20 protein-coding genes are annotated in these 22,302 nt (G+C 72.5%); 15 read left to right on the top strand and 5 right to left on the bottom strand.

Going from position 1 to position 22,302, the window contains the following annotated elements; translation table 11 throughout:
• Positions 1-176 precede the first annotated feature (176 nt).
• The 9 genes from PD653B2_RS17965 (at position 177) to yidC (ending at position 9,514) form a co-directional block, all read left to right on the top strand.
• The gene (locus PD653B2_RS17965; protein ID WP_085873766.1) at positions 177-3,221 is read left to right on the top strand and encodes an Rne/Rng family ribonuclease; all 3,045 of its coding nucleotides are present in this window, start codon (positions 177-179) and stop codon (positions 3,219-3,221) included.
• Between the two features lie 177 nt (positions 3,222-3,398).
• Entirely contained in the window at positions 3,399-3,707 is a 309-nt protein-coding gene (gene rplU / locus PD653B2_RS17960) for a 50S ribosomal protein L21 (protein WP_085873778.1), read from the top strand.
• A 43-nt stretch (positions 3,708-3,750) separates the two neighbouring features.
• Positions 3,751-4,005: a 50S ribosomal protein L27 gene (gene rpmA / locus PD653B2_RS17955; RefSeq protein ID WP_085873765.1), complete on the top strand. Its 255-nt coding sequence runs from the start codon at positions 3,751-3,753 to the stop codon at positions 4,003-4,005.
• A gap of 82 nt (positions 4,006-4,087) precedes the next feature.
• On the top strand, positions 4,088-5,623 hold the full coding sequence (obgE, locus tag PD653B2_RS17950) for a GTPase ObgE (protein WP_085873764.1): 1,536 nt from the start codon (positions 4,088-4,090) through the stop codon (positions 5,621-5,623).
• On the top strand, positions 5,620-6,735 hold the full coding sequence (gene proB / locus PD653B2_RS17945) for a glutamate 5-kinase (RefSeq protein ID WP_085873763.1): 1,116 nt from the start codon (positions 5,620-5,622) through the stop codon (positions 6,733-6,735). Before obgE ends, proB begins: the two co-directional genes overlap by 4 nt.
• A gap of 87 nt (positions 6,736-6,822) precedes the next feature.
• Positions 6,823-7,794: an endonuclease/exonuclease/phosphatase family protein gene (locus tag PD653B2_RS17940; RefSeq protein ID WP_085873762.1), complete on the top strand. Its 972-nt coding sequence runs from the start codon at positions 6,823-6,825 to the stop codon at positions 7,792-7,794.
• 52 nt (positions 7,795-7,846) lie between these two features.
• Positions 7,847-8,311 carry an SRPBCC family protein gene (locus PD653B2_RS17935; RefSeq protein ID WP_085873761.1) on the top strand — a complete coding sequence of 155 codons (465 nt, stop codon included), beginning with the start codon at positions 7,847-7,849 and terminating at the stop codon, positions 8,309-8,311.
• A gap of 47 nt (positions 8,312-8,358) precedes the next feature.
• Entirely contained in the window at positions 8,359-8,661 is a 303-nt protein-coding gene (locus PD653B2_RS17930; protein WP_085873760.1) for a hypothetical protein, read from the top strand.
• 58 nt (positions 8,662-8,719) lie between these two features.
• Positions 8,720-9,514 carry a membrane protein insertase YidC gene (gene yidC, locus PD653B2_RS17925; protein ID WP_085873759.1) on the top strand — a complete coding sequence of 265 codons (795 nt, stop codon included), beginning with the start codon at positions 8,720-8,722 and terminating at the stop codon, positions 9,512-9,514.
• 369 nt (positions 9,515-9,883) lie between these two features.
• Here yidC and PD653B2_RS17920 read toward each other — a convergent pair whose 3' ends face one another.
• A complete protein-coding gene (locus tag PD653B2_RS17920) occupies positions 9,884-11,191 on the bottom strand; it encodes an HNH endonuclease (RefSeq protein ID WP_089504011.1) in 1,308 nt (435 codons plus the stop codon).
• Positions 11,192-11,643: 452 nt separating this feature from the next.
• Between PD653B2_RS17920 and PD653B2_RS17915 the strand changes: the two genes are divergently transcribed.
• Genes PD653B2_RS17915 through PD653B2_RS17900 form a run of 4 tightly spaced genes read left to right on the top strand, consistent with a single transcriptional unit; the run spans position 11,644 to position 15,501 of the window.
• On the top strand, positions 11,644-12,831 hold the full coding sequence (locus tag PD653B2_RS17915) for a cysteine desulfurase family protein (RefSeq protein WP_085873758.1): 1,188 nt from the start codon (positions 11,644-11,646) through the stop codon (positions 12,829-12,831).
• Positions 12,828-13,925, top strand: a complete 1,098-nt coding sequence (gene mnmA / locus PD653B2_RS17910) for a tRNA 2-thiouridine(34) synthase MnmA (RefSeq protein WP_085873757.1) — start codon at positions 12,828-12,830, stop codon at positions 13,923-13,925. The genes PD653B2_RS17915 and mnmA overlap by 4 nt, the downstream gene beginning before the upstream one ends.
• A complete protein-coding gene (locus PD653B2_RS17905) occupies positions 13,922-14,926 on the top strand; it encodes a methionine synthase (protein ID WP_085873756.1) in 1,005 nt (334 codons plus the stop codon). The genes mnmA and PD653B2_RS17905 overlap by 4 nt, the downstream gene beginning before the upstream one ends.
• 38 nt (positions 14,927-14,964) lie before the next feature.
• Positions 14,965-15,501, top strand: a complete 537-nt coding sequence (locus PD653B2_RS17900; RefSeq protein WP_085873755.1) for a type 1 glutamine amidotransferase domain-containing protein — start codon at positions 14,965-14,967, stop codon at positions 15,499-15,501.
• A 69-nt stretch (positions 15,502-15,570) separates the two neighbouring features.
• Here the strand turns inward: PD653B2_RS17900 and PD653B2_RS17895 are convergent, their stop codons facing one another.
• Entirely contained in the window at positions 15,571-17,181 is a 1,611-nt protein-coding gene (locus PD653B2_RS17895) for an MFS transporter (RefSeq protein WP_085873754.1), read from the bottom strand.
• Complete coding sequence (locus tag PD653B2_RS17890) at positions 17,181-17,807, bottom strand: TetR/AcrR family transcriptional regulator (RefSeq protein ID WP_085873753.1); 627 nt, start codon at positions 17,805-17,807, stop codon at positions 17,181-17,183. Before PD653B2_RS17890 ends, PD653B2_RS17895 begins: the two co-directional genes overlap by 1 nt.
• A gap of 198 nt (positions 17,808-18,005) precedes the next feature.
• Here PD653B2_RS17890 and ligA point away from each other — a divergent pair, with 198 nt between their 5' ends.
• Complete coding sequence (gene ligA, locus PD653B2_RS17885; protein WP_085873752.1) at positions 18,006-20,138, top strand: NAD-dependent DNA ligase LigA; 2,133 nt, start codon at positions 18,006-18,008, stop codon at positions 20,136-20,138.
• A 110-nt stretch (positions 20,139-20,248) separates the two neighbouring features.
• The gene (locus PD653B2_RS17880) at positions 20,249-20,548 is read left to right on the top strand and encodes a hypothetical protein (RefSeq protein ID WP_085873751.1); all 300 of its coding nucleotides are present in this window, start codon (positions 20,249-20,251) and stop codon (positions 20,546-20,548) included.
• Between the two features lie 103 nt (positions 20,549-20,651).
• Here the strand turns inward: PD653B2_RS17880 and PD653B2_RS17875 are convergent, their stop codons facing one another.
• Entirely contained in the window at positions 20,652-21,767 is a 1,116-nt protein-coding gene (locus PD653B2_RS17875) for a hypothetical protein (RefSeq protein ID WP_085873750.1), read from the bottom strand.
• Positions 21,760-22,278, bottom strand: a complete 519-nt coding sequence (locus tag PD653B2_RS17870) for a SigE family RNA polymerase sigma factor (protein WP_085873749.1) — start codon at positions 22,276-22,278, stop codon at positions 21,760-21,762. Before PD653B2_RS17870 ends, PD653B2_RS17875 begins: the two co-directional genes overlap by 8 nt.
• Between the last annotated feature and the right edge of the window lie 24 nt (positions 22,279-22,302).

Raw genomic sequence — 22,302 nt, 5'->3', positions numbered from 1 at the left:
ATGAGTCCCACAGGACTCGGCCCTGCGACCGCGGTAGGTGACACGAACGCGCACGCAGTGACGCTCCGCGGAGGGTGTCGCCGCCACTGAAGGCTTTGCGCTGTCGATCCTGAGTTTGCGGGTGGACAGCGTCCAACCAGTCCGGCGCGAAGCGTCCGGGCCGAGGAGCACACACCATGTCCGACGACATCCAGGTCGGGTCAGATTCCGCCGCAGCAGCCTCGGAAGCGGCTCCCGCCGCCAAGAAGGCTGCCGCCAAGAAGGCGACGGCGAAGAAGACCACCACCAAGAAGACCGCCGCCAAGAAGGCGCCGGCCAAGAAGGCCGCCGCGCCGAGCGAGGGCGAGGCGCCTCCGGCCGCTCCCCAGGCGGAGGTCGACGCGGCTCCCGCGAAGAAGACCACCGCCAAGAAGGCGCCGGCCAAGAAGGCCGCCGCGAAGACGGCCACGGCGAAGAAGACCACCAGCAAGAAGGCCGCCGCGGCGTCGGCCGAGCCCGCCGCCGAGGCCCGGGAGAGCGACTCCGGCACCGGCACGCTCCCGCTGTTCCAGGCACCCGAGGCCACCAAGACCCCGGCCCGCCGGACGCGCAAGACGGCAGCGAGCGCCGACGCTGCTCCGAGCGCCGACGCTGCTCCGAGCGCCGAGGGCGGCGAGACGCCCGCCGAGCGCCCCGCGCGGGCCCCGCGGAAGTCCACCGCCAAGAAGACCGCGTCTGCGAAGTCCTCCGCGGACGACGACCGCCACCGCGACCAGGCCGCCGACACGTCGGAGGTCTCCGACGGCTCGGACGGCGCTGACGGCGCCGACGACTCCGCCGACGGCGGCGAGTCCGACGGCGAGGGCGGCGCCCGGCGCCGCCGCCGCCGCGGTGGTCGACGTCGTCGCAAGCCCGGCGAGGGTGGCGGCGACGGCCAGTCCGAGGACCGCACCGACAGCGACAGCAGCGACGAGTCCGCGGGCGACGACTCCGGCAAGAACGACGACACCTCCTCCGACGACGGCGGCGGCGAGGGCACCTCGCGGCGTCGCCGTCGGCGCCGTCGGACCGGTGACGACGGGGGCGAGGGCGACGACGACAACGCCACGACCACGACCACGACCCGGGTCCGCCGGCCCCGCAACGCCGAGGACGAGATCACCGCGATCTCCGGCTCCACCCGCCTCGAGGCGAAGAAGCAGCGCCGCCGCGAGGGTCGCGAGGCAGGTCGCCGCCGCGCCCCCATCGTCAGCGAGGCGGAGTTCCTGGCCCGCCGCGAGTCCGTCGACCGGGTGATGGTCGTCCGCCAGCGCGACGAGCTCACCCAGATCGGCGTCATCGAGGACAAGGTCCTGGTCGAGCACTACGTCGCCCGCGCCTCGCAGACGTCGCTGATCGGCAACGTCTACCTCGGCCGGGTCCAGAACGTGCTGCCCTCCATGGAGGCGGCGTTCATCGACATCGGCAAGGGCCGCAACGCGGTCCTCTACGCCGGCGAGGTCAACTGGTCGGCCCTGGGCCACCGCGACGGCCAGCCCCGCAAGATCGAGTCCGTGCTGTCCTCCGGCCAGTCGGTGCTCGTCCAGGTCAGCAAGGACCCGATCGGTCACAAGGGCGCCCGGCTCACCAGCCAGGTCAGCCTGGCCGGCCGGTTCCTCGTCTACGTGCCCGACGGCACCACGAGCGGCATCTCCCGCAAGCTGCCCGACACGGAGCGGACCCGCCTCAAGACCCTGCTCAAGGAGATCGTCCCGGACACCGCCGGCGTCATCGTCCGGACCGCGGCCGAAGGCGCGAGCGAGGACGAGCTGACCCGCGACGTGGAGCGGCTCAAGGCCCGCTGGGAGGACATCGAGTCCAAGGCCAAGGGCAGCGCGCCGCAGCTCCTGTACGGCGAGCCCGACCTGACCCTCAAGGTCGTCCGCGACCTCTTCACCGAGGACATCTCCAAGCTGGTGATCCAGGGCGACGACGCCTGGGACACCGTCCAGAACTACGTCTCCCACGTGGCACCGGATCTCGCGGAGCGCCTCGAGCGCTACGAGCCGCGCGACCACAACGGCAAGGACATCTTCGCGACGTACCGCGTCGAGGAGCAGATCGCCAAGGGCCTGGACCGCAAGGTCTGGCTGCCCTCCGGTGGGTCGCTGATCATCGACCGCACCGAGGCGATGACCGTCGTCGACGTCAACACCGGCAAGTTCACCGGCTCCGGCGGCAACCTCGAGGAGACCGTCACCAAGAACAACCTCGAGGCGGCCGAGGAGATGGTGCGCCAGCTGCGGCTGCGCGACATCGGCGGCATCATCGTCATCGACTTCATCGACATGGTCCTCGAGTCCAACCGTGACCTGGTGCTCCGCCGCCTCGTCGAGTGCCTGGGTCGCGACCGGACCCGCCACCAGGTGGCCGAGGTGACCTCCCTCGGCCTGGTCCAGATGACGCGCAAGCGGATCGGGACCGGCCTGGTCGAGGCCTTCAGCGAGAACTGTGCGACCTGCCAGGGTCGCGGCGTCGTGATCCACGACCACCCGGTCGAGGCGAAGGGCGGCGACGACGAGTCGCGGCGCGGCGGCGGACGTCGCGGTCGCGGCGGCAAGGGCCGCGGTCAGGACCAGGACGACCACGACAGCCACGACAGCCACGACTCGCGCGGTGGCAACGGCGGCAACGGCGGCCAGAAGCCCGCTGCGCCGACCCCCAAGGACGTCGCGGCCATGGCCCGGCAGGAGAAGGCCGACCGCCAGGCGGCCGAAGCCGCGGAACGGGAGCAGTCGCACGAGCCCGAGCCCGAGCTCGCTGCGGTCGTCGAGGTGGCCGAGGCGCCGGTGGAGACAGCGGTCGACGAGGCCCCCGCGGTGGTGGTCGAGGTGGCCGTGCCCGAGCTCCTCGAGCCGGCTGCGCCCGTCGAGCCCGCGGCCCCCAAGGTCGTGACCCGGACCCGTCGTCGCAGCGCCAGCCGCCCCGCGGGCCAGCCCGAGACAGTCGTCGCGCCGGTCGTCGAGGTGGCCGAGCCGGCAACTGCTCCGGAGCCGGCGCCCGCCCCGGAGCCGGCCTCCGCCCCGGAGCCCCCCAAGGTCGTCACCCGCACCCGCGGTCGCAGCGCGAGCCGCCCGGCAGGCCCGCCCGCGAGCGGTCCCGCCGAGAGCGCCGGCGGCGCCGGGACCGACGTCGACGGGCACGAGGACGACCACCCGGTCGAGCACGTGCCGATCAAGAAGAAGGGCGCCCGCAAGCGCTGAACCCGGGGGAGCGGCGCCGTTTTTGCCGTACGGGCAACGGATCCGTAGTATTGACCCTCGGTGCGCTCACGCGTGCCCTTCCTGTGCGGTGCCCCAGCTGGTGTCTCAGCGTGTGTGCCCCCAGACCCCAGACACACAGTCAAGACGCAACAGCCAGAGATCATGAAGGAGACCGCGGTGTACGCGATCGTGCGCGCAGGCGCCAAGCAGCAGAAGGTTGCCGTGGGCGACGTCATCGAGATCGACAAGGTCGCCACGGCGGCCGGCGAGTCGGTGAGCCTCCCCGTGGTCCTCGTGGTCGACGGCGACAAGATCACCTCCGACGCCAAGACGCTCGACAAGGCCTCGGTGACCGTCGAGATCCTCGGCGCCACCAAGGGCCCCAAGATCGTCATCCAGAAGTACAAGAACAAGACCGGCTACAAGAAGCGCCAGGGTCACCGTCAGAAGTACACCCAGGTCAAGGTCACCGACATCTCCCTCTGAGCCCTGGCTCGAGGAAACCCCGGCACTCACGAAGGATCACCACATGGCTCACAAGAAGGGCGCCGCGTCCACCAAGAACGGTCGCGACTCCAACTCCCAGCGCCTCGGCGTCAAGCGGTACGGCGGCCAGGTCGTCAACGCGGGCGAGATCATCGTGCGCCAGCGTGGCACCCACTTCCACCCGGGCAGCGGCGTCGGCCGCGGCGGCGACGACACCCTGTTCGCGCTGATCCCCGGTGCGGTCGAGTTCGGCACGCGCCGCGGTCGCCGCGTCGTGAACATCGTCCCGGGCGAGTGACCTGACGCTCACCCCCACCCGCTTCACCGTCGAAGGGCGTCCCTGATCTCGGGGCGTCCTTCGATCTTTTCTAGGAGAGACCATGGCTGTACCCACCTTCGTCGACCGGGTGGCGCTGCACATCAGCGCCGGCCGCGGCGGGCACGGTGTGGCCTCGGTCCACCGCGAGAAGTTCAAGCCGCTCGGCGGCCCCGACGGCGGCAACGGCGGCCCCGGCGGCTCGGTGATCCTGCGGGTCGACCCCGACGTCACCACGCTGATCGACTACCACCACAGCCCGAAGCGCAGCGCCGAGTCCGGCGGCCACGGTGCCGGGGACCACAGGAACGGCGGCCACGGCGCCGACCTCGTCCTCCCGGTGCCTGACGGCACGCTCGTCACCGACCCGCAGGGCAACGTCCTCGCCGACATGGTCGGCGCCGGCACCGAGCTCGTGGTGGCCCAGGGCGGCCGCGGCGGCCTCGGCAACGCCGCGCTGGCGTCGTCCAAGCGCAAGGCCCCCGGTTTCGCGCTGCTCGGAGAGCCCGGCGACGAGCTCGAGATCGTGCTCGAGCTCAAGGTGGTCGCCGACGTCGGCCTCGTGGGCTTCCCCAGCGCCGGCAAGTCCAGCGTGATCGCCGCCATCTCCCGGGCCCGCCCCAAGATCGCCGACTACCCGTTCACGACCCTGGTGCCGAACCTCGGCGTGGTGACCGCCGGCGACACGACGTTCACCGTCGCCGACGTGCCCGGCCTGATCGAGGGTGCCAGTGACGGTCGCGGCCTCGGCCACGACTTCCTGCGCCACATCGAGCGCTGCGCGGCCCTCGTCCACGTCATCGACGCCGCGAGCATCGAGCCCGGGCGCAACCCGGTCGACGACCTCGACGTGATCGAGAACGAGCTGGCCCGGTACGGCGGGCTCGAGGACCGGCCGCGCCTGGTCGCCCTCAACAAGATCGACGTGCCCGACGGGCGCGACATCTCGGGCTTCGTCGTCGAGGAGCTGCGCGAGCGAGGCCTGGACGTCTTCGAGGTCTCCGCGGCCTCGGGCGAGGGCATGCGCGAGCTCACCTTCGCGATGGCCGCGATCGTCGAGGGGGCGCGCGCGGCGAAGCCCGCCGCCGAGGCCACCCGGATCGTGCTGCGCCCGCCGTCGGTCGACGGCTCCGACGAGTTCACGATCACCCACACCGCCGACGGCTGGCGGGTGCGCGGCGTCAAGCCGGAGCGCTGGATCCGCCAGACCGACTTCAGCAACGACGAGGCCGTCGGCTTCCTCGCCGACCGGCTCAACCGGCTCGGCGTCGAGACCAAGCTGGTCCAGCTCGGTGCCGAGGAGGGCGATGCCGTGCTCATCGGGCACCCCGACAACGCCGTCGTCTTCGACTTCAAGCCGGGGATCGACGCCGGCGCGGAGATCCTCAGCCGCCGTGGCGAGGACCAACGCTTCGACGAGCAGCGTCCGGCCCGCGAGCGCCGTCGGGCGATCGACGAGGCGCTGCCGGAGCGCGGCGAGAACGAGACTCGGGCCGACGTGGCCCGCCGGATCGACAAGCCCGAGACGTACGGCCCCTCGTCGTACGAGATCGGCGGCGCCGAGGATCCGGACTGGTCAGAGGACGATCCCGGGGAATGACCGTCCGCACCGAGGTGACCGAGGCGAAGCGCGTCGTCGTCAAGGTCGGCTCCTCCTCCCTGACGTCCGCCGCGGGCGGGATCGACCCGGCGCGCGTGCGCGACCTGGTCGACGTGCTCGCGCAGCTGCGTGAGCGCGGGGTCGAGGTCGTGCTGGTCTCCTCGGGCGCGATCGCGGCCGGTCTGGCCCCCCTGGGCCTCAAGCGGCGCCCGAAGAACCTGCCCGCGCAGCAGGCGGCCGCGTCGGTGGGGCAGGGGCTGCTGGTGCACCGCTACACCGAGGAGCTCGCACGGCACGGCGTGATCGCCGGTCAGGTGCTGCTGACCGTCGACGACGTCACCCGGCGCTCGCACTACCGCAACGCCTACCAGACCTTCGCGAAGCTGCTCGAGCTCGGCGTGCTGCCGATCGTCAACGAGAACGACACCGTCGCGACCAGCGAGATCCGGTTCGGCGACAACGACCGGTTGGCCGCGCTGGTAGCCCACATCGTGCACGCCGACCTGCTCGTGCTGCTCTCCGACGTCGACGGCCTGTACGACGCCAACCCGGCCGACCCCGGCAGCTCGCTGCTGCCCGACGTCGTCTCGGTCGACGACCTGACCGACGTCCGCATCGGCAAGGTCGGCGCGGCCGGCCTCGGCACCGGCGGCATGCAGACCAAGGTGGACGCGGCCCGGATCGCCACCGGCGCGGGTATCCCCGTCGTGCTGACCTCCGCGCCCCAGGCGGCCGCGGCGCTGTCCGGCGAACGGGTGGGGACCCTCTTCCACTCCACCGGGCGACGACGGCCGACGCGGCTGCTGTGGCTGGCCCACGCGACCGAGCCCAAGGGCACCCTCGTCCTCGACCCGGGCGCCGTCCGCGCGGTCGTCGAGCGTCGGGCGTCGCTGCTGGCCGCCGGCATCGTCGGCGTGACCGGCACGTTCGTCGCCGGTGACCCGGTCGACCTCGCCGGCCCCGACGGCACGCCCGTGGCCCGGGGACTGGTCAACTTCGACGCGGAGGAGATCCCGAACCTCTTCGGCCGGTCCTCCCAGGACCTCAAGCGCGAGCTCGGCGCGGCCTACGAGCGCGAGGTCGTGCACCGCGACGACCTCGTCCTCCTCTGAGCCGTCCGAGACGTCACCGGGAGGACGCCGCGGTGCGCGCGAGCGCCTGCGTGCCCCCGTCGCTCCGCTGAGCGGTAGTTTCGGGCCGTGCGTGGGCGGGCGGTCATCTTCTGGCTCGCTGTCCCCGTGCTGCTGGTGCCGGCCGCCGCGCTGACCGTCGACCGGGTGGTCGAGCCGGACCGTGGCTTCTGGATCCAGCTCGAGGCGTTCACGCCGCTGGGGATCGGGTTGTACGGCGCGGCGCTGCTCGTCGCGACCGTCCGGCTGCTGGTGCAGCGCCGGAGGCGGTCGACGACCACCGTCGTGGCCGGGCTCGCCGCGGTCGGGTTGGCGGTGCACTGCTGGTGGTTCTCTCCGCAGCTGATCGGCTCGAACCCGCCCCCGGCCGCCGACGCTCCGACGCTGACGGTGATGAGCGCGAACCTGTCCGAGGGTGGCGCCGACGGGGTCGAGGTCGTGCAGCGCGCCAGCGACGAGGAGGTGGACCTGCTCGTGCTCGAGGAGGTCACCGCCGCGGTGCTCGCGGACATGGACCGGGCCGGGCTGGGCGACCTCTTCCCCTATCGGGCCGGCGAGCCGAACGACGCGGCCGACGGGACCATGGTCTTCGCGCGAGAGGAGCTCGGAGGGGCGGAGCGGATCCCGACGCTCCACGACGGCTGGGTGGTGACGATGGGGGAGCTCACCGTGATGGCCGTGCACCCCTACGCACCGACCGTCCCGGGCGCCTGGCGCGACGACCTCGCCACCGTCGTCGCGACCGCTGAGCGGGTGCACCCCGACCTGGTCGTCGGTGACTTCAACGCGACCGTCGACCACCCCCCGATCCGGGCACTGGCGGACCTCGGCTACCGCGACGTGGGCGAGCTCGCCAACCAGGGCTGGCAGCCGAGCTGGCCGTCGAGCACCGCGCGGACCGTGCTCGGCGTACCGGTGCCGAGCCTGGTCCAGATCGACCACGTCCTGGTCGGACCGCGGCTGGCGGCGATCTCGATGCGCACCGCGCTCATCCCCGACAGCGACCACCGGGCCGTGCTGGCCGAGGTGGCTCCCAGGTAGCCCCCGCCGGCACGGATCTGTTTGAGGTCCCGCCTCACGGGCACGGGTGGGTATGAGCACCGACACCAGCATCACCGTCCAGCGCACCATCGACGCCTCGTCCCAGGACCTCTTCGACGTCCTGTCCAACCCGCAGCGGCACCCCGAGCTCGACGGCTCGGGCTTCGTGGTGAGCGACGAGAAGACCGACCGGATCACCGGCACCGGGCAGGTGTTCCGGATGAACATGACCGGTGACCACATGGGTGGCGACTACCAGACCGACAACACCGTCACCGGCTACGACAAGAACCACCTGCTCGCCTGGCAGACCGCGCCGGCCGACACCGACCCGCCCGGATGGGAGTGGGTCTGGCAGCTCGAGGCCCAGGGCTCCGACAGCACCGCCGTCACGCTGACCTACGACTGGAGCAAGGTCACCGACCAGGACCTGCTCGCGAAGATCCACTTCCCGCTCGTCTCCGAGTCCGCCCTCCAGGACTCGCTCGGCAACCTCGCGTCGGCCGTCTCGGGCTGAGTTCGACCCCTCCCGCCCCTGGCCGCCCGGGCGTAGGATCCGGGGCCATGGGCCGGGCGCGGTACGACGCGACATCGCGAGGTGCGGCCGCGCTCGCAGGCCTCGCGGCCGCGGCCCTCGCCGTGCTGACGCCCACGCTCGGCACCGCCGGCCCGGCGACGCTGAGCCTGGCCGTCGTCACCCTTCTCGTCGCCGCCCTGGTCGGCCTCGGCGACCGCGGCGCCGTGCTCGCCGCCTGTTTCGTCGGCTCCGCGCCTCGCATCGACGACGCTGAGCCGCGCACCGTCTCGGGACGGCCGACAGACCCCACGCACCACCCGCTCCGCCCCCGGGCTCCTGGATCGGCCTGACGCTCGCCTCGTGCGAGCCTCCGGCCCGTTTCTCCCTTCTCTCCTCCAGGAGCTCTCCATGTCTGTGCTCGCCCCCCTGTCGCATGCCCTCGCCGTGGTGGTCGCCACGGCCCACTCCGGCCTCACCTCGCTGGGCGCCGACCCGGCCTCCGGCACCACGTGGCTGCTCTGCATCGCAGCCGTCGTCGCCGTGGTCCGGATCGCGCTGCTCCCGCTCGCGGTGCACGGCGTCCGGACCGCCCACGCCGCGGCGCGGGCCCGCCCCCAGCTCCAGGCGCTCGCCCAGCGGCACCGCGACCGCAGGGACCCCGACGCCATGCGGGCGTTCCTCGACGAACGACGGCGGATCGCCGCCGAGCACGGCATGTCGCGACTGGGCGTCCTCCCGCTGCTGGTGCAGGTGCCGATCTGGCTGGCGCTCTACCACCTGCTCGCCGGCGTCGCCGGCGGTGCTCCTGTCGGCGCGATGGACGCCGGGCTGGTCGCATCGCTCGGCGCGGCCACCCTGCTCGGCGTCCCGCTGGCCGGGCGCGGCTACCTCGGCGCCGGGTGGACGCACCTCGCCGTGGTGGCCGGGCTGGCGTGCACGGCGGCCGTGCTGGCCTACGTCACGCAGCGCTACCTGGTCGCCCCGAACACCGTCCTCGCCGACCTGCCCGACGCCGTCGTCAGGGTGCACCAGCTCATGCCGGTGATCTCCGCGCTCGGTGTCGCCGTGGCGGGCGGGTTCGTCCCGGTCGCTCTCCTCGTCTACTGGGTCTGCAACGCGGTCTGGACGCTCGGCCAGTCCGCGGTCGTGTGGCGCTGGTTCCCCACGCCGGGGTCGCCGGCGGCCGCTCGGCGCGGGGCCTGAGCCCGGCGGCGCTTCACGGTCGGCGCGCAGTTCGGCCTCGTTCGGCGATGAGGATCTCCGTGTCGCCTGGCCAGTCCCAGAACCGACCGGATGGCGATCGATGCTCGAGAAGCGCCCGGAGCTCTGCCGTGAAGTTGTCGAGTCTGGCCCCGAACAGGTGCGGCGCGGCGAAGGACATCGAGAGGTAGCCGGCCACCACGCCGTCGACATCGCGGACAACGTCCGGACGACCGGTGCGTGAACCACACGCGGTCGTCCGAAGCGGGTGCGAGCGAGCGTGTCCTCGAACCGGCGGGGTCGGTTCGGGTGGCCGCGCGAGCACAGCCGGCCAGAGTTGTCTCACTCGTTCACCACACCTTGCCGCCGACGTCAGGCGGCGATGAGCACGCGGGTGAAGTAGTACTCGCCGCGGCTGTGCTGGCGTAGTCGACGTGGCGTTGGTTGTGGTGGGGCGGTGGATCGGATGGTGTGTCCGGTGGGGGTGATGGTTTCGATGGTGTGGGGGGTGCCGGGTGGGCCGGTGATGGGTCGGGTGCGCCAGTCGGGTGCTTCTTTGGCGTAGTTGCATTGTTCGCAGAGCCCTTGGCCGTTGGCGTGGTTGGTGGGGCCTCCGGCGGCGCGGCGGACGGCGTGGTCGTGGTGGCGGATGGGGGCGTCGCAGTAGGGGGTGCGGCAGTCTCGGTCGCGCAGGTCGATGAAGTCGCGCAGGCCTTGGGGGAAGGTCCGGGCGGTGGAGTCGAGGGCGACGAGGGTGCCGGTGGCGGGGGCGGCGTAGAGCCGGCGGAGTGCGGCCAGGGAGTCGTCGGCGGCTTGTCGGGTGAGGTCGCGGGTGTGGTCGGGCGGGAGGGGTCCGTAGCCGTGGAGCCAGGCGGGTTCGTGGCCGCCGTTGAGGAGGGTCTGGTCGGAGACGACGAGGTTGATGGTGATGGGGACGGCGTCGGCGCGGGTCTGGCCGGTGAGGCGTTCGACGAGGGTGTCGGCCATGATCTGTCCGCGGGTGCGGGGGTCGCCGGCGGCGACCCGGGTGTCGGCGATGGCGGTGAGGGTGGCCCAGAGGGCGACGCCCTGGGTGGCGGGGAGCAGGGCGGTGAGCTGGGCCATGGTGTCGGGGGCGGGGCGTAGGGAGACGCGGCGGTCGGCTTCGGCCTTGGCGCGCCGGTTGACCACGGCGTGGGGGTCGAGGGCGTAGGCGAGCCGCTGGGTCTCGGCGACCAGGCGTCGGTCGCCCCAGGTGTCGTAGCGGTGGGTGCCGTCGGGCAGTGGGGCGCAGAGCTGTTCGTCGACGATGGCCCGGTCGGCGGCCGACAGGCAGGCGGTCTCGCGGGCGATGAGGGTGGCCCGCCACTCGGAGAGCCCGGTGGTCATGGCGGCCCGGGTGTGCGGCAGCTCGACCAGGGCGTGGGCGAGGCCGAGGAACCGGGTGCCGCGGGCGGGTGACTCGCGCCGGGCCAGGGCGATCTGGGCGGCGACCCCGCGGCCGTGCTCGCGGGCGGGCAGGCGGAGGCCGCGGTGGTGGGCGCGCACGGAGCGGTCGAGGTCGACGGCGAGCTGGGCCTGGACCGCGGTGGCGTGGGCCTTGAGGTCCTCGAGGAGGCGGATGGTCTCGAGGCGTTCGGCGTCCGACAGGCCCGGATCGGCCAGGGCGGCGATCTGGGGGTGGAGGTCGGGTGCGGCCATGCCGCAGTCTATCGAACACGCGTTCGAATAGCAAGAGTGTGGTGAGATTCTTTGCGAAGATTCTCGGCGGCCGGTGAGCCGGCAGGCGACCGTCAGCACCGCGCACCTTGTGAGCCTTGCCGGTCGCAGCCCGACGCGACCCGCCAGCCCCGCAACAGGGCGGGTGGTCGGGTTGCGGGGGTTTCGAGACAGGCGCTGCGCGCCTTCCTCAACCACCGGGGGAGCTGCCGACCGCAAGCACGGCGTACCTGTCCTCGTTGTCAGCCTTGCCGGTCGCAACCCGAAGCGGCCCGCCAGCCCCGCAACAGGGAGGGCGGTCGGGTTGCGGGGGTTTCGTGACAGGCGCTGCGCGCTTTCTCAACCGCCGGGGGTGCGCGCCTTCCTCGACCGCCGGGGCGGAAGCCGCCTCGGTTGGGACACGTATCGCGCCGCGCCGTACGCTGGGGGACGCGATGACCAGCCCGACCGTCTACCTCGACCACGCTGCGACCACCCCGATGGTCCCGGCGGCCGTCGAGTCGATGACGGCTCACCTGCTGGATGTCGGCAACCCGAGCTCGCTGCACGCCTCCGGCCGGCACGCGCGCCGCATCGTGGAGGAGTCGCGGGAGACCATCGCGCAGGCGCTGAACTGCCGTCCCGGCGAGGTGGTCTTCACCTCCGGCGGCACCGAGGCCGACAACCTCGCGCTCAAGGGCATCTACTGGTCGCGCCGGTCCGGGGATCCCCGCCGCACCCGCATCCTCTCGACCTCGATCGAGCACCACGCCGTGCTCGACCCGCTCCACTGGCTCGCCGACGAGGAGGGTGCGGAGGTCGAGCTCCTGCCGGTCGACGCCCGGGCCCGGCTCGACGTCGACGCGCTCCGTGCGGCCGTCGAGCGTGACCCGGGGTCGGTGGCGCTGATCTCGGTGATGTGGGCCAACAACGAGGTCGGGACCATCGAGCCCATCGACGAGGTGGTCGCGATCGCGGCGGCGCACGGCATCCCGGTCCACACCGACGCTGTGCAGGCCGTCGGCGCGGTGCCGGTCGACTTCGCGAAGTCCGGCGTCGACGCGCTCACCCTGACCGGCCACAAGGTCGGCGGGCCGTACGGCGTGGGCGCGCTGATCGTCCGCCGCGAGGTGGAGGTGACCGCCCTCGTGCACGGCGGCGGCCAGGAGCGCGACATCCGCAGCGGCACCATCGACACCCCGGCGATCGCCGGGTTCGCGGCCGCCGTCGAGCTCGCGGTCAAGCACCAGCCCGAGCACGCGACGCGGGTCAGCGCGCTGCGCGACGACCTCGTCCGGCGCGTCATCGAGCAGGTGCCCGACGCGCACCTCCACGGCGCTCAGCCGGGCTCCGGGGCTGACCACCGGCTGCCCGGCAACGCCCACCTGGGCTTCCCGGGCTGCGAGGGCGACTCGCTGCTGATGCTCCTCGACGCCCGCGGCATCGAGTGCTCGACGGGATCAGCCTGTTCGGCCGGAGTGCCCCAGCCCTCGCACGTGCTGCTCGCGATGGGCTGCACCGACGAGTCGGCCCGCCACTCGCTGCGGTTCTCGCTGGGCCACACGTCCACCCAGGCCGACGTCGACGCCCTCGTCGAGGCGATCGGTCCCTGCGTCGAACGAGCCCGAGCAGCGAGAGCATGAAGATCCTCGCTGCCATGTCCGGCGGCGTCGACTCCGCCGTCGCCGCGGCCCGCGCGGCCGAGGCCGGCCACGACGTCACCGGCATCCACCTCGCGCTCTCGCGCAACCCGCAGTCGTACCGCTCCGGCGCCCGCGGCTGCTGCACGATCGAGGACAGCAACGACGCCCGCCGTGCGGCCGACGTCATCGGCATCCCGTTCTACGTCTGGGACCTGAGTGACCGCTTCCACGAGGACGTGGTCGAGGACTTCATGGACGAGTACGCCGCGGGCCGCACGCCCAACCCGTGCCTGCGCTGCAACGAGAAGATCAAGTTCGCCGCCGTGCTCGACCGGGCGCTGGCGCTCGGCTTCGACGCGGTCGCGACCGGCCACTACGCCCAGCTGCGCACCGGTCCCGACGGGCTGATCGAGATGCACCGTGCGGTCGACCACGGCAAGGACCAGTCCTACGTGCTCGGGGTGCTCGACCAGCAGCAGCTCGCCCACTCGGTGTTCCCGCTCGGCGACTCGACCAAGGACGACGTACGCCGTGAGGCGGCGGCCCGCGGCCTGCTGGTCGCCGACAAGCCCGACAGCCACGACATCTGCTTCGTCGCCGACGGCGACAACGCGGGCTGGCTGCGCGAGAAGCTCGGCGACCGCGCACCCAACCACGGGGGCGACATCGTCGACGAGACCACCGGTGCGGTGCTCGGGCAGCACGAGGGCACGGTCGGCTTCACGATCGGGCAGCGCAAGGGCCTGCGCATCGGCACGCCCGCGCCGGACGGCAAGCCGCGCTTCGTGCTCGACATCGAGCCGGTGTCCGGCACCGTCACCGTCGGCCCGCGCGAGCGGCTCGCGGTCGAGCGGCTCCGCGGCATCCGCCCGCGCTGGTGCGGGACCGTCCCCGAGCGGCTCGAGGGCACCGTCCAGCTGCGCGCCCACGGCACCGAGCACCGCGCGGTCGCGACGGTGGTCGACGACGGCGTCGAGATCGAGCTGCTCGACCCGGCGTACGGCATCGCGCCCGGCCAGGCCGCGGTGCTCTACGACGGCAGCCGCGTGGTCGGCTCGGCGACGATCGCGGTCGCCGAGCGGGTGCCCGCATGACCCTCGCCTCCGCTGTCGGGTCGATGCCCGGCGACGACCAGGCGGCGTACGACGACGCCGTGCGCGTGGTCCTCGACCAGCTGGGCGAGGGCGGTGGCCTGCCGCACCTGCCCGAGGTCCCCGGCCGAGGGGCGACGGCGACCATGACCGGCCGTGCGCTCGCCGTGATGGCCGAGCTCGGCGCCGACCTCCAGCCGGCCGGCTGGCGGCTCACCGACGCGCCCGGGGTCGACCACCGGCGCGCGCGCAGCCTGCTGAGCCAGGACCTCGACACCCTCGAGGAGCTGACCGACGGTTACACGGGCGTGTTCAAGGTGCAGGTCGCCGGTCCGTGGACGCTGGCCGCGACGGTCGAGAAGCCGCGCGGCGACAAGGTCCTCAGCGACTACGGCGCCCGGCGCGAGCTCGCCCAGGCGCTCGCCGAGGGGGTCCGCACCCACGTGCGCGACCTGCGTCGGCGGCTGCCCGGCGTCGACCGGCTGGTCGTGCAGGTCGACGAGCCGGTGCTCCCGGCCGTCCTCGGTGGCCGGGTGCCGACGGCATCCGGCTTCGGGCGGCACCGCACCGTGCACCCGCCCGAGGCCTCCGAGACGCTCGGCTGGGTGCTCGCCGCGATTGCCGACGAGGGCGCCGAGCCGTGGGTGCACACGTGCGCCGCCGACGCGCCGCTCGCCCTGCTGCGCACGTCGGGCGCCCGCGGGCTGTCGGTCGACCTGGCCATGACCTCCGCGGCCGACCACGACGTGCTCGCCGAGGCACTGGAGGCCGGGGAGACGGTCGCCCTGGGCGTCGTACCCTCGCTCGACCCGGCGACCGAGCCCACCGACACCGGCGTCACCGAGAGCGTGCTGCGCTGGCTCGACATGGTGGGCCTCGACCTCGCCGAGGTCGGCGACCGGCTGGTCCTCACGCCGTCCTGCGGGCTGGCCGGCGCATCGCCCGCGTGGGTACGGCGCGCCCTCACGCTGGTGCGCACCGGCGCCGCCAACCTCTCCGGCTGACCGCGCATCCCGGCGGCGGTCGCGGGTACAGGACGGGCATGAGTGACCTGACCGGCAAGACCGTGGCCATCATCGCGACCGACTTCTTCGAGGAGGCCGAGCTCGTGAAGCCTCGCGACGCCCTGCGTGAGGCGGGCGCCGAGGTGAAGATCTACTCGACCGGCACCGACCCGATCCAGGCCGTCGAGGGCGACACGACGCCGACCCAGAAGGTCGACGTCGACGGGACCCTGGACGACCTCGACGTCGGCTCGGTCGACGCGGTGGTGGTGCCGGGCGGCACCGTCAACGCGGACCGGATCCGGGTCGAGGAGCGCGCCCAGGACATCGTGCGACAGGCGATGGCCGACGATCTGCCGCTGGCCGTGATCTGTCACGGACCGTGGCTGCTGGTGTCGGCCGGCGTCGCGAAGGGCCGGCGGCTGACCAGCTACGCCAGCCTCGCGGACGACGTGCGCAACGCCGGCGGCACCTGGGTCGACGAGGAGGTCGTCATCGACGGCAACCTCATCACCAGCCGCGACCCCGACGACCTCCCGGCGTTCATCACGGCGCTGGAGGATGCGCTGTCCTGATCCGGACCACAGCGCAGCGAAGGCCACCCCCGCCAGTGCGGGGGTGGCCTTCGTCGTTGTCGTGTCGGATCAGCCCACGTGGACCGGGGCGGCCTCGGGGCCGTCGGTGGCGAGCTCCTGGTGCTTCACGTTGAGGAAGAGCCAGGTGGCCAGCGAGCCGAGCGTGATCAGCCCGGCGCCGACCAGGAAGGCCGCCGTCGCGCCGTTGGTGAACGAGCCCAGGTAGGCCAGCTGGCCGACCTGCTCCGGCGGCAGACCCTGCTGGGCGAACGCGCCGGCCAGCTCGGACTTCTTGTCGGAAGCCGCACTCAGGGCGACCGTGCTCAGGATCGCCAGGCCGAGCGCGCCGCCGACCTGCTGCATCGTGTTGAGCACGCCGGAGCCGATGCCGGAGTCCTCGGCGCGGAGGTGGTGCACCGCGGTCAGGGTCAGCGGCACGAACACCGCGCCCATGCCGACCGACATCAAGACGATGAACGGGAATATCGCCGACCAGTAGTTCACGCTGTCGCCCAGGGCGCCGCTCTTGATCGCCGCGGCGACGGCGTTGGGCGAGTCGGGCACCGAGATCCGCGAGAAGCCCACCAGGGCGACCGCAGCCATCAGCGTGCCGATGCCGGCGATGAACCGGGCGTCGATCCGGTTGACGAGGTTGGAGGACACGCCCGCGCCGATCACGATGCCGACCGAGAACGGCAGGAACGCGAAGCCGGCGTGCAACGGGCTGTAGCCCATCACCAGCTGGATGAAGAGGCTCAGGAAGTAGAACATCGCGAACATCGCCGCCGGCACGACCATCATCACCAGGAAGCTGGTCGCCCGGGTGCGGTTGGCGAAGACCCGGACGGGCAGCAGCGGGTGCTTCACGCGGGACTCGATGAAGGCGAACGCCGCGAGCAGGACGACACCGGCCGCGAGGGACGCGATCGTCCACGGGTCGTCCCAGCCGTGGGCGGCCTCGCCGGCGCGGCTGAAGCCGTAGACCAGGCCGAGCAGCCCGAAGGTGCCGGTGATCGCTCCGGGAATGTCGAGCTCGCCGGGGTGCGACTCCGACTCGTTGAGGAAGCGCGGAGCCATCAAGGCGGCGAACAGGCCGATCGGCACGTTGATGAGGAACGTCATCCGCCAGCCGTCGAGGTCGACGAGACCGAGGAAGCTGTTCGTGCCGGTCAGCCAGCCGCCGAGGATGAGGCCCACGGCCGCGCCCGCGCCGGACATCGCGGCGTACACCGCGAACGCCCGGTTGCGGGCTGGCCCGGCCGGGAACGTCGTCGTGATGAGCGCCAGGGCAGCCGGCGACGCGAGGGCAGCGCCGAGCCCCTGGAGGCCCCGGGAGGCGAGCAGCATCGCCTCGTTCTGGGCGAGACCGCCGAACAGCGAGGCGATCGCGAACACCGACAGGCCGATCATGAAGACCTTGCGGCGGCCGTAGAGGTCACCGAGGCGGCCGCCGAGCAGCAGCAGGCCACCGAAGGCGAGCGCGTACCCGGTGACGATCCACGTCAGGTTGGCGCTGCTGATGTTCAGGTCGTCGCCGATGTAGGGCAACGCGATGTTGGCGATGGAGGCATCGAGCACCACCATCAGCTGGGCGATCGAGATGAGCACGAGCGCCCACCCCAGGTGCAGCTTCTTGCCGGAGGCCGTGTGGATGGCGTCGGCGCTGGTGACGTCGGTCATCAGTCTTCCTTCGGGGTCGTCTGGATGGTGGCCGGGCCGCGGGTGGCGGCCGGCAGGATGATCTGGTCGATCACACGGGTGACCAGCTCGGCGTCTGGCTGCTCGCCCATGATGAAGACCCGGTGGAGGACGATGCCGGCGAGCGCCGGCTCGAAGAGGGCGACGTCGATGTCGTCGCGCACCTCGCCTCGGTCGACGGCGCGTTGCCAGATCTGCCGGGAGAGCTCGATCTTGGGGCCCATCACCTCACGGCGGAACGCGTCCGCGAAGTCGGCGTCCCGCGAGATCGCGGTGAGCACGCTGGCGAAGGTCGAGACGGTGGTGGGGTCGACGAGGCCGCCCATGCCGCAGAAGACGCCCATCAGGTCGCCCCGCAGCGAGCCGGTGTCGGGGAGCTCGGGGGTGTCCTTGCTGGCGTGCAGCGCCTCGATGACGAGGCTGACCTTGTTGTTCCAGCGCCGGTAGAGGGTGGCCTTCGACGCCTTCGCCTGGGTGGCGACGGCGTCCATGGTCAGGCGGTCGTAGCCCACCTCGCCCAGGACGACGAGGGTGGCGTCGAGGATCTCCTGCTCGCGGTCGCCCTCGACGCGGGGGCGCTGGGTGGCGCTCTCGGCAGCGGGAGTCATGGCGATCGTCCTCGGGTTCTCGGGGGAGTGGCTGTTAACACTGATGAAACGAAACGGTTTCGTTTCATCACTGCGCAACGACCGATCGGGACGAGGCATTCCGGGTCGGGCGAGATTTCTCAGATTTCTTCCGGACGCTTCCCCGGGCACCCGGAAGGCCCCGGTCGTGCTGTCGGTACCGGGCGGCAGAATGCCTCCATGAGCAGTGAGCCCTCGGCACCCACCCCGGCGCCCCCGGCGGCGCGGGACGAGCACCGCCAGCTGTCCGAGGAGATCGAGGACGCTCGCTGGCGCTACTTCGTGCTGGACAGCCCGACCCTCGACGACGCCGACTACGACCGCCGGATGCGGCGGCTCCAGGACCTGGAGGAGGAGTTCCCCGACCTCCGCACGCCGGACTCGCCGACCCAGAAGGTCGGGGGAGCGGTGTCGACCGAGTTCACGGAGGTCGCCCACCTCCAGCGCATGGAGAGCCTCGACAACGCCTTCTCCTTCGAGGAGCTGGAGGCGTGGTACGCCCGGCTCGGCCGCGACGGCATCGAGTCGCCCGACCTGCTGTGCGAGCTCAAGGTCGACGGCCTCGCGATCAACCTGCTCTACGAGGGCGGCCGACTGGTCCGGGCCCTCACCCGCGGTGACGGCTCGACCGGTGAGGACGTCACGCCCAACGTCAAGACGATCGCCGCGGTCCCACACCGCCTCACCGGCACCGACGAGTTCCCGGTGCCGGAGCTGCTCGAGGTCCGCGGCGAGGTCTTCCTGCCCAAGGACGCCTTCGAGCGGCTCAACGAGTCGATGACCGAGGCCGGCAAGCAGGTCTTCGCCAACCCGCGCAACGCCGCGGCCGGTTCGCTGCGCCAGAAGGACCCGCGGGTCACTGCCAGCCGCGCGCTCGGCATGGTCTGCCACGGCATCGGCGCCCGCCGGGGGTTCGAGCCGAAGGCCCAGTCCCACGCCTACGAGGCCCTCGCCGCCTGGGGCCTGTCGATCTCCGAGCAGGTCAGGGTGCTGCCCACGCTCGCGGACGTCGAGGGCTACGTCGAGAACGCCGGCGAGCACCGCCACACGATCGTCCCCTACGAGATCGACGGGGTGGTGGTCAAGGTCGACGACGTCGCGCTGCAGCGGAGGCTCGGTTCCACCAGCCGCGCGCCGCGGTGGGCGATCGCCTTCAAGTACCCGCCCGAGGAGGTCAACGCCAAGCTCCTCGACATCCGGGTCAACGTCGGCCGCACCGGCCGCGCCACGCCGTACGGCGTGATGGAGCCGACCCTGGTCGCCGGCTCCACGGTCGAGAACGCCACGCTCCACAACGCCCACGAGGTCAAGCGCAAGGACGTGCGGCCCGGCGACACGGTGATCCTGCGCAAGGCCGGCGACGTGATCCCGGAGATCCTCGGGCCGGTGCTGGCGCTGCGGCCGAAGGGCCTGCGGCCGTGGAAGATGCCGACGAAGTGCCCCGCGTGCGCCACGCCCCTGACTCAGCAGAAGGAGGGCGACAAGGACCTGCGCTGCCCCAACCACCAGTTCTGCCCGGCCCAGGTGCGCGAGCGGGTCTTCCACGTCGCCGGGCGCGGGGCGTTCGACATCGAGGGACTGGGCTACGAGGCCGCGGCCGCGCTGCTCGACGCGAAGGCCATCGACAACGAGGGCGACCTGTTCGACCTCGACGAGGCCAAGCTGCTCACCGCGTCCCTCTTCACCCGCGCCCCCAAGAAGGGCGCCCTTCGAGACGGCGCCGGCGCGCCTCCTCAGGAACCGGGAGCCAAGGAGCTCTCCGCGAACGGCGAGCGGCTGCTCGCCAACCTCGACAAGGCCAAAGCCGTCCCGCTGTGGCGGGTGCTGGTGGCGCTGTCGATCCGCCACGTCGGCCCGACCGCCGCTCAGGCGCTGGCCCAGGAGTTCGGCTCGATGGACGCGATCCGCGCGGCCTCCGAGGAGAGCCTCGCCGCAGCCGAGGGCGTGGGCCCGACGATCGCCGAGGCGGTCATCGAGTGGTTCAAGGAGCCCTGGCGCGTCGAGATCGTCGACAAGTGGGCCGCCGCCGGCGTGGCGATGGCCGACGAGCGCGACGAGTCGATCGACCGCACGCTCGAGGGGCTGACCGTCGTGGTCACCGGCTCGCTGGTCGACTTCAGCCGCGACTCGGCCAAGGAGGCGATCTTGTCCCGCGGCGGCAAGGCCGCCGGCTCGGTGTCGAAGAAGACCGACTACGTCGTGGTCGGCGACAACGCCGGGTCGAAGGCCGACAAGGCCGAGCAGCTCGGCGTACCCGTCCTCGACGAGGCCGGCTTCAAGGCCTTGCTGGAGGGCGGCCCGTCGGGCCTCTGACGCCGACCCGGGACATTGGTCCACGCAGACGGGACGTCCGCCTCTCGTGGTCGCCGCCGCGGCGGCGCATCGTCGATGGATCAGGGAGGCCTCGCCGACTGGAGGACGTCATGGTCGTGTTCGCGTTGATGGTCATCGGAGGGATCGTGCTGGCGACCGTGGCCGTCGTCGCCCTCCTCCGCGGGTGGGGGCGGGGGGTGAGCCGCACGGAGGCCGAGCTCCACGATCCCGCCGTCCGGACGCTGGCCTACGCCGTACCGCCCGGCCGCGACCCGGCCGAGCTGCTGGCTGCGCTGGCCGTCGCGGGCTACCGCGCGATCGAGGAGCGCCCCGACCGGCTGCTCATCGCCTGCCCGCAGCCGGACGACCCCGAGAAGGTCCGGCTCCTGCTCGACCCGGCCTCCCGCTAGGGAGGATCGCAGCGGACCGTCAGCGAGCACCTGCTCGCGCCCGGCGCCGGTCAGTGGTCTCGCTGCGGTGGTCGTCGGTCACGACCGTGCAGCCGGCACCGCGTCAGGACTCGTAGGTGTGGTTGCCGTAGCGCAGGTCGTCGGGAGCGACCCCGCCGCCCTTCTCCGGGATCGTCACGTCGCTGGTCGTGCACTCGCCGGACGAGGTCGAGCAGGTGATGAGCTGACGGCCCTTGACCTGGAAGAGGTCCCCGTCGGGCGACCAACCGTAGTCCCCCGACTGGCCGTCGAGGGTGACCTTGGTGCCGGCGTCCACGTCGTAGACGTCGACGCTCTTGTTGTCGACGTCGTAGCTGGCGAACCGGCCGTCGGGGGAGAGCTGGAGGTAGCCCGTCCGGCCCGCGTCCACGGTCAGCAGGACCTCGCCGGTCGCGACGTCGACCACGGTCATCTGGTCCCCGGTCTGCTGGACGGCGCGGCCGCCCGAGACGTCCGGGTAGCCGGGCCCGATCGCGTCCGTGGTGCCGATCTCGCCGGTGCGCCAGTCGACCGTGCGCTCCACGTCGTCGGTGCCGACGTAGACGGTGTCGCCGCTGAGCGCGACCGGAGGAGCGGACCAACCGCCCCATTTCTTCGCGTCGGGGACCGGCACGCGGGCGACCTCCTGGTCCGTGGAGACGTCGTGCACGACGACCTGGACCTCGCCGTCGACCACCTCGGCGTACGCCAGGTACGGCTGGGCGGGATCGATCCCGGGCACGACGTCCTCGGTCACCACCGACACGGGGTGGACGGTGCCGTCCTCGGTCACCAGCGAGAACCGCTGGGGTCCGCTGCCGTCGCTGTAGTTGTTGTCGCCGTGCCGCACCAGGAGGCCGGCGGACGTGTAGTACGTCGACTTGATGGCCTGGTCGTCGATCGTGGCGGTCTTGGTGCCGCCGTCGTAGAAGACGGTCGTGCCCAGGGTGAAGACCGCCCCGTGGCCGGTGCTCGGCCCGGCCGGGTCGACGGCGTCGGAGCCGTCGTCACCCATGCCGCCGAGCCCGATCGCGAGCCCGGTCCCGACGATCGTGACGAGCGCCAGCCCGGCCGCGGCGCTGCCGATCCGGTGCCGGCGGCGCAGGCCGCGGCCCCGGGCGACCACGGCGCCTGCGGGCGGCGGCGGGACGTCGAGCGCGGAGGCCTCCTCGCGCAGGAGGGTGCTGAGTCGTTCAGTCATGAGTGGCTCCCAGGGTCTGCGGGGCGACGGCATCGCCGAGCTGCGTGCGCAGCCGCGCGAGGGCGTCGGAGGTCTGGCTCTTGACGGTGCCTTCGCTGATGCCGAGGGCGGTGGCCACCTCGCGCACGCTCAGGTCGTCGTAGTAGCGGAGGACGATGACGGCGCGCTGCCGGGGGGCGAGCGTGCGCAGCGCATCGACCACGGCCGGCCGGGTGCTCGGGTCGCCGTGGACGGCGCCCTCGGGCAGCTGCTCGGTCGGGTGCTCGTTGCGCCAGGACCGGCGCCGGAACCACGAGGCCGCGGTGTTGGCCAGCACGACCCGGGCGTACGACGGGGCCGCGGCGGGCTCCTTCACCTTGCGCCAGGACGCGTAGGTCTTGGCCAGGGCGGTCTGCACCAGGTCCTCGGCGAGCTGGTGGTCGCCGAGCATCAGGTAGGCGGTGCGGTAGAGCCCGGGCCAGGTCGCGTGCACGAACTCGGTGAACTCGTCGTCGGTCAGCGGTGATGCCATCGATCCTCCTCGAGCGGTCACCAC

The organism is Nocardioides sp. PD653-B2, assembly GCF_002117935.1.
Lineage (GTDB): Bacteria > Actinomycetota > Actinomycetes > Propionibacteriales > Nocardioidaceae > Nocardioides.
This window is presented reverse-complemented; position numbering and strand designations above follow the sequence as displayed.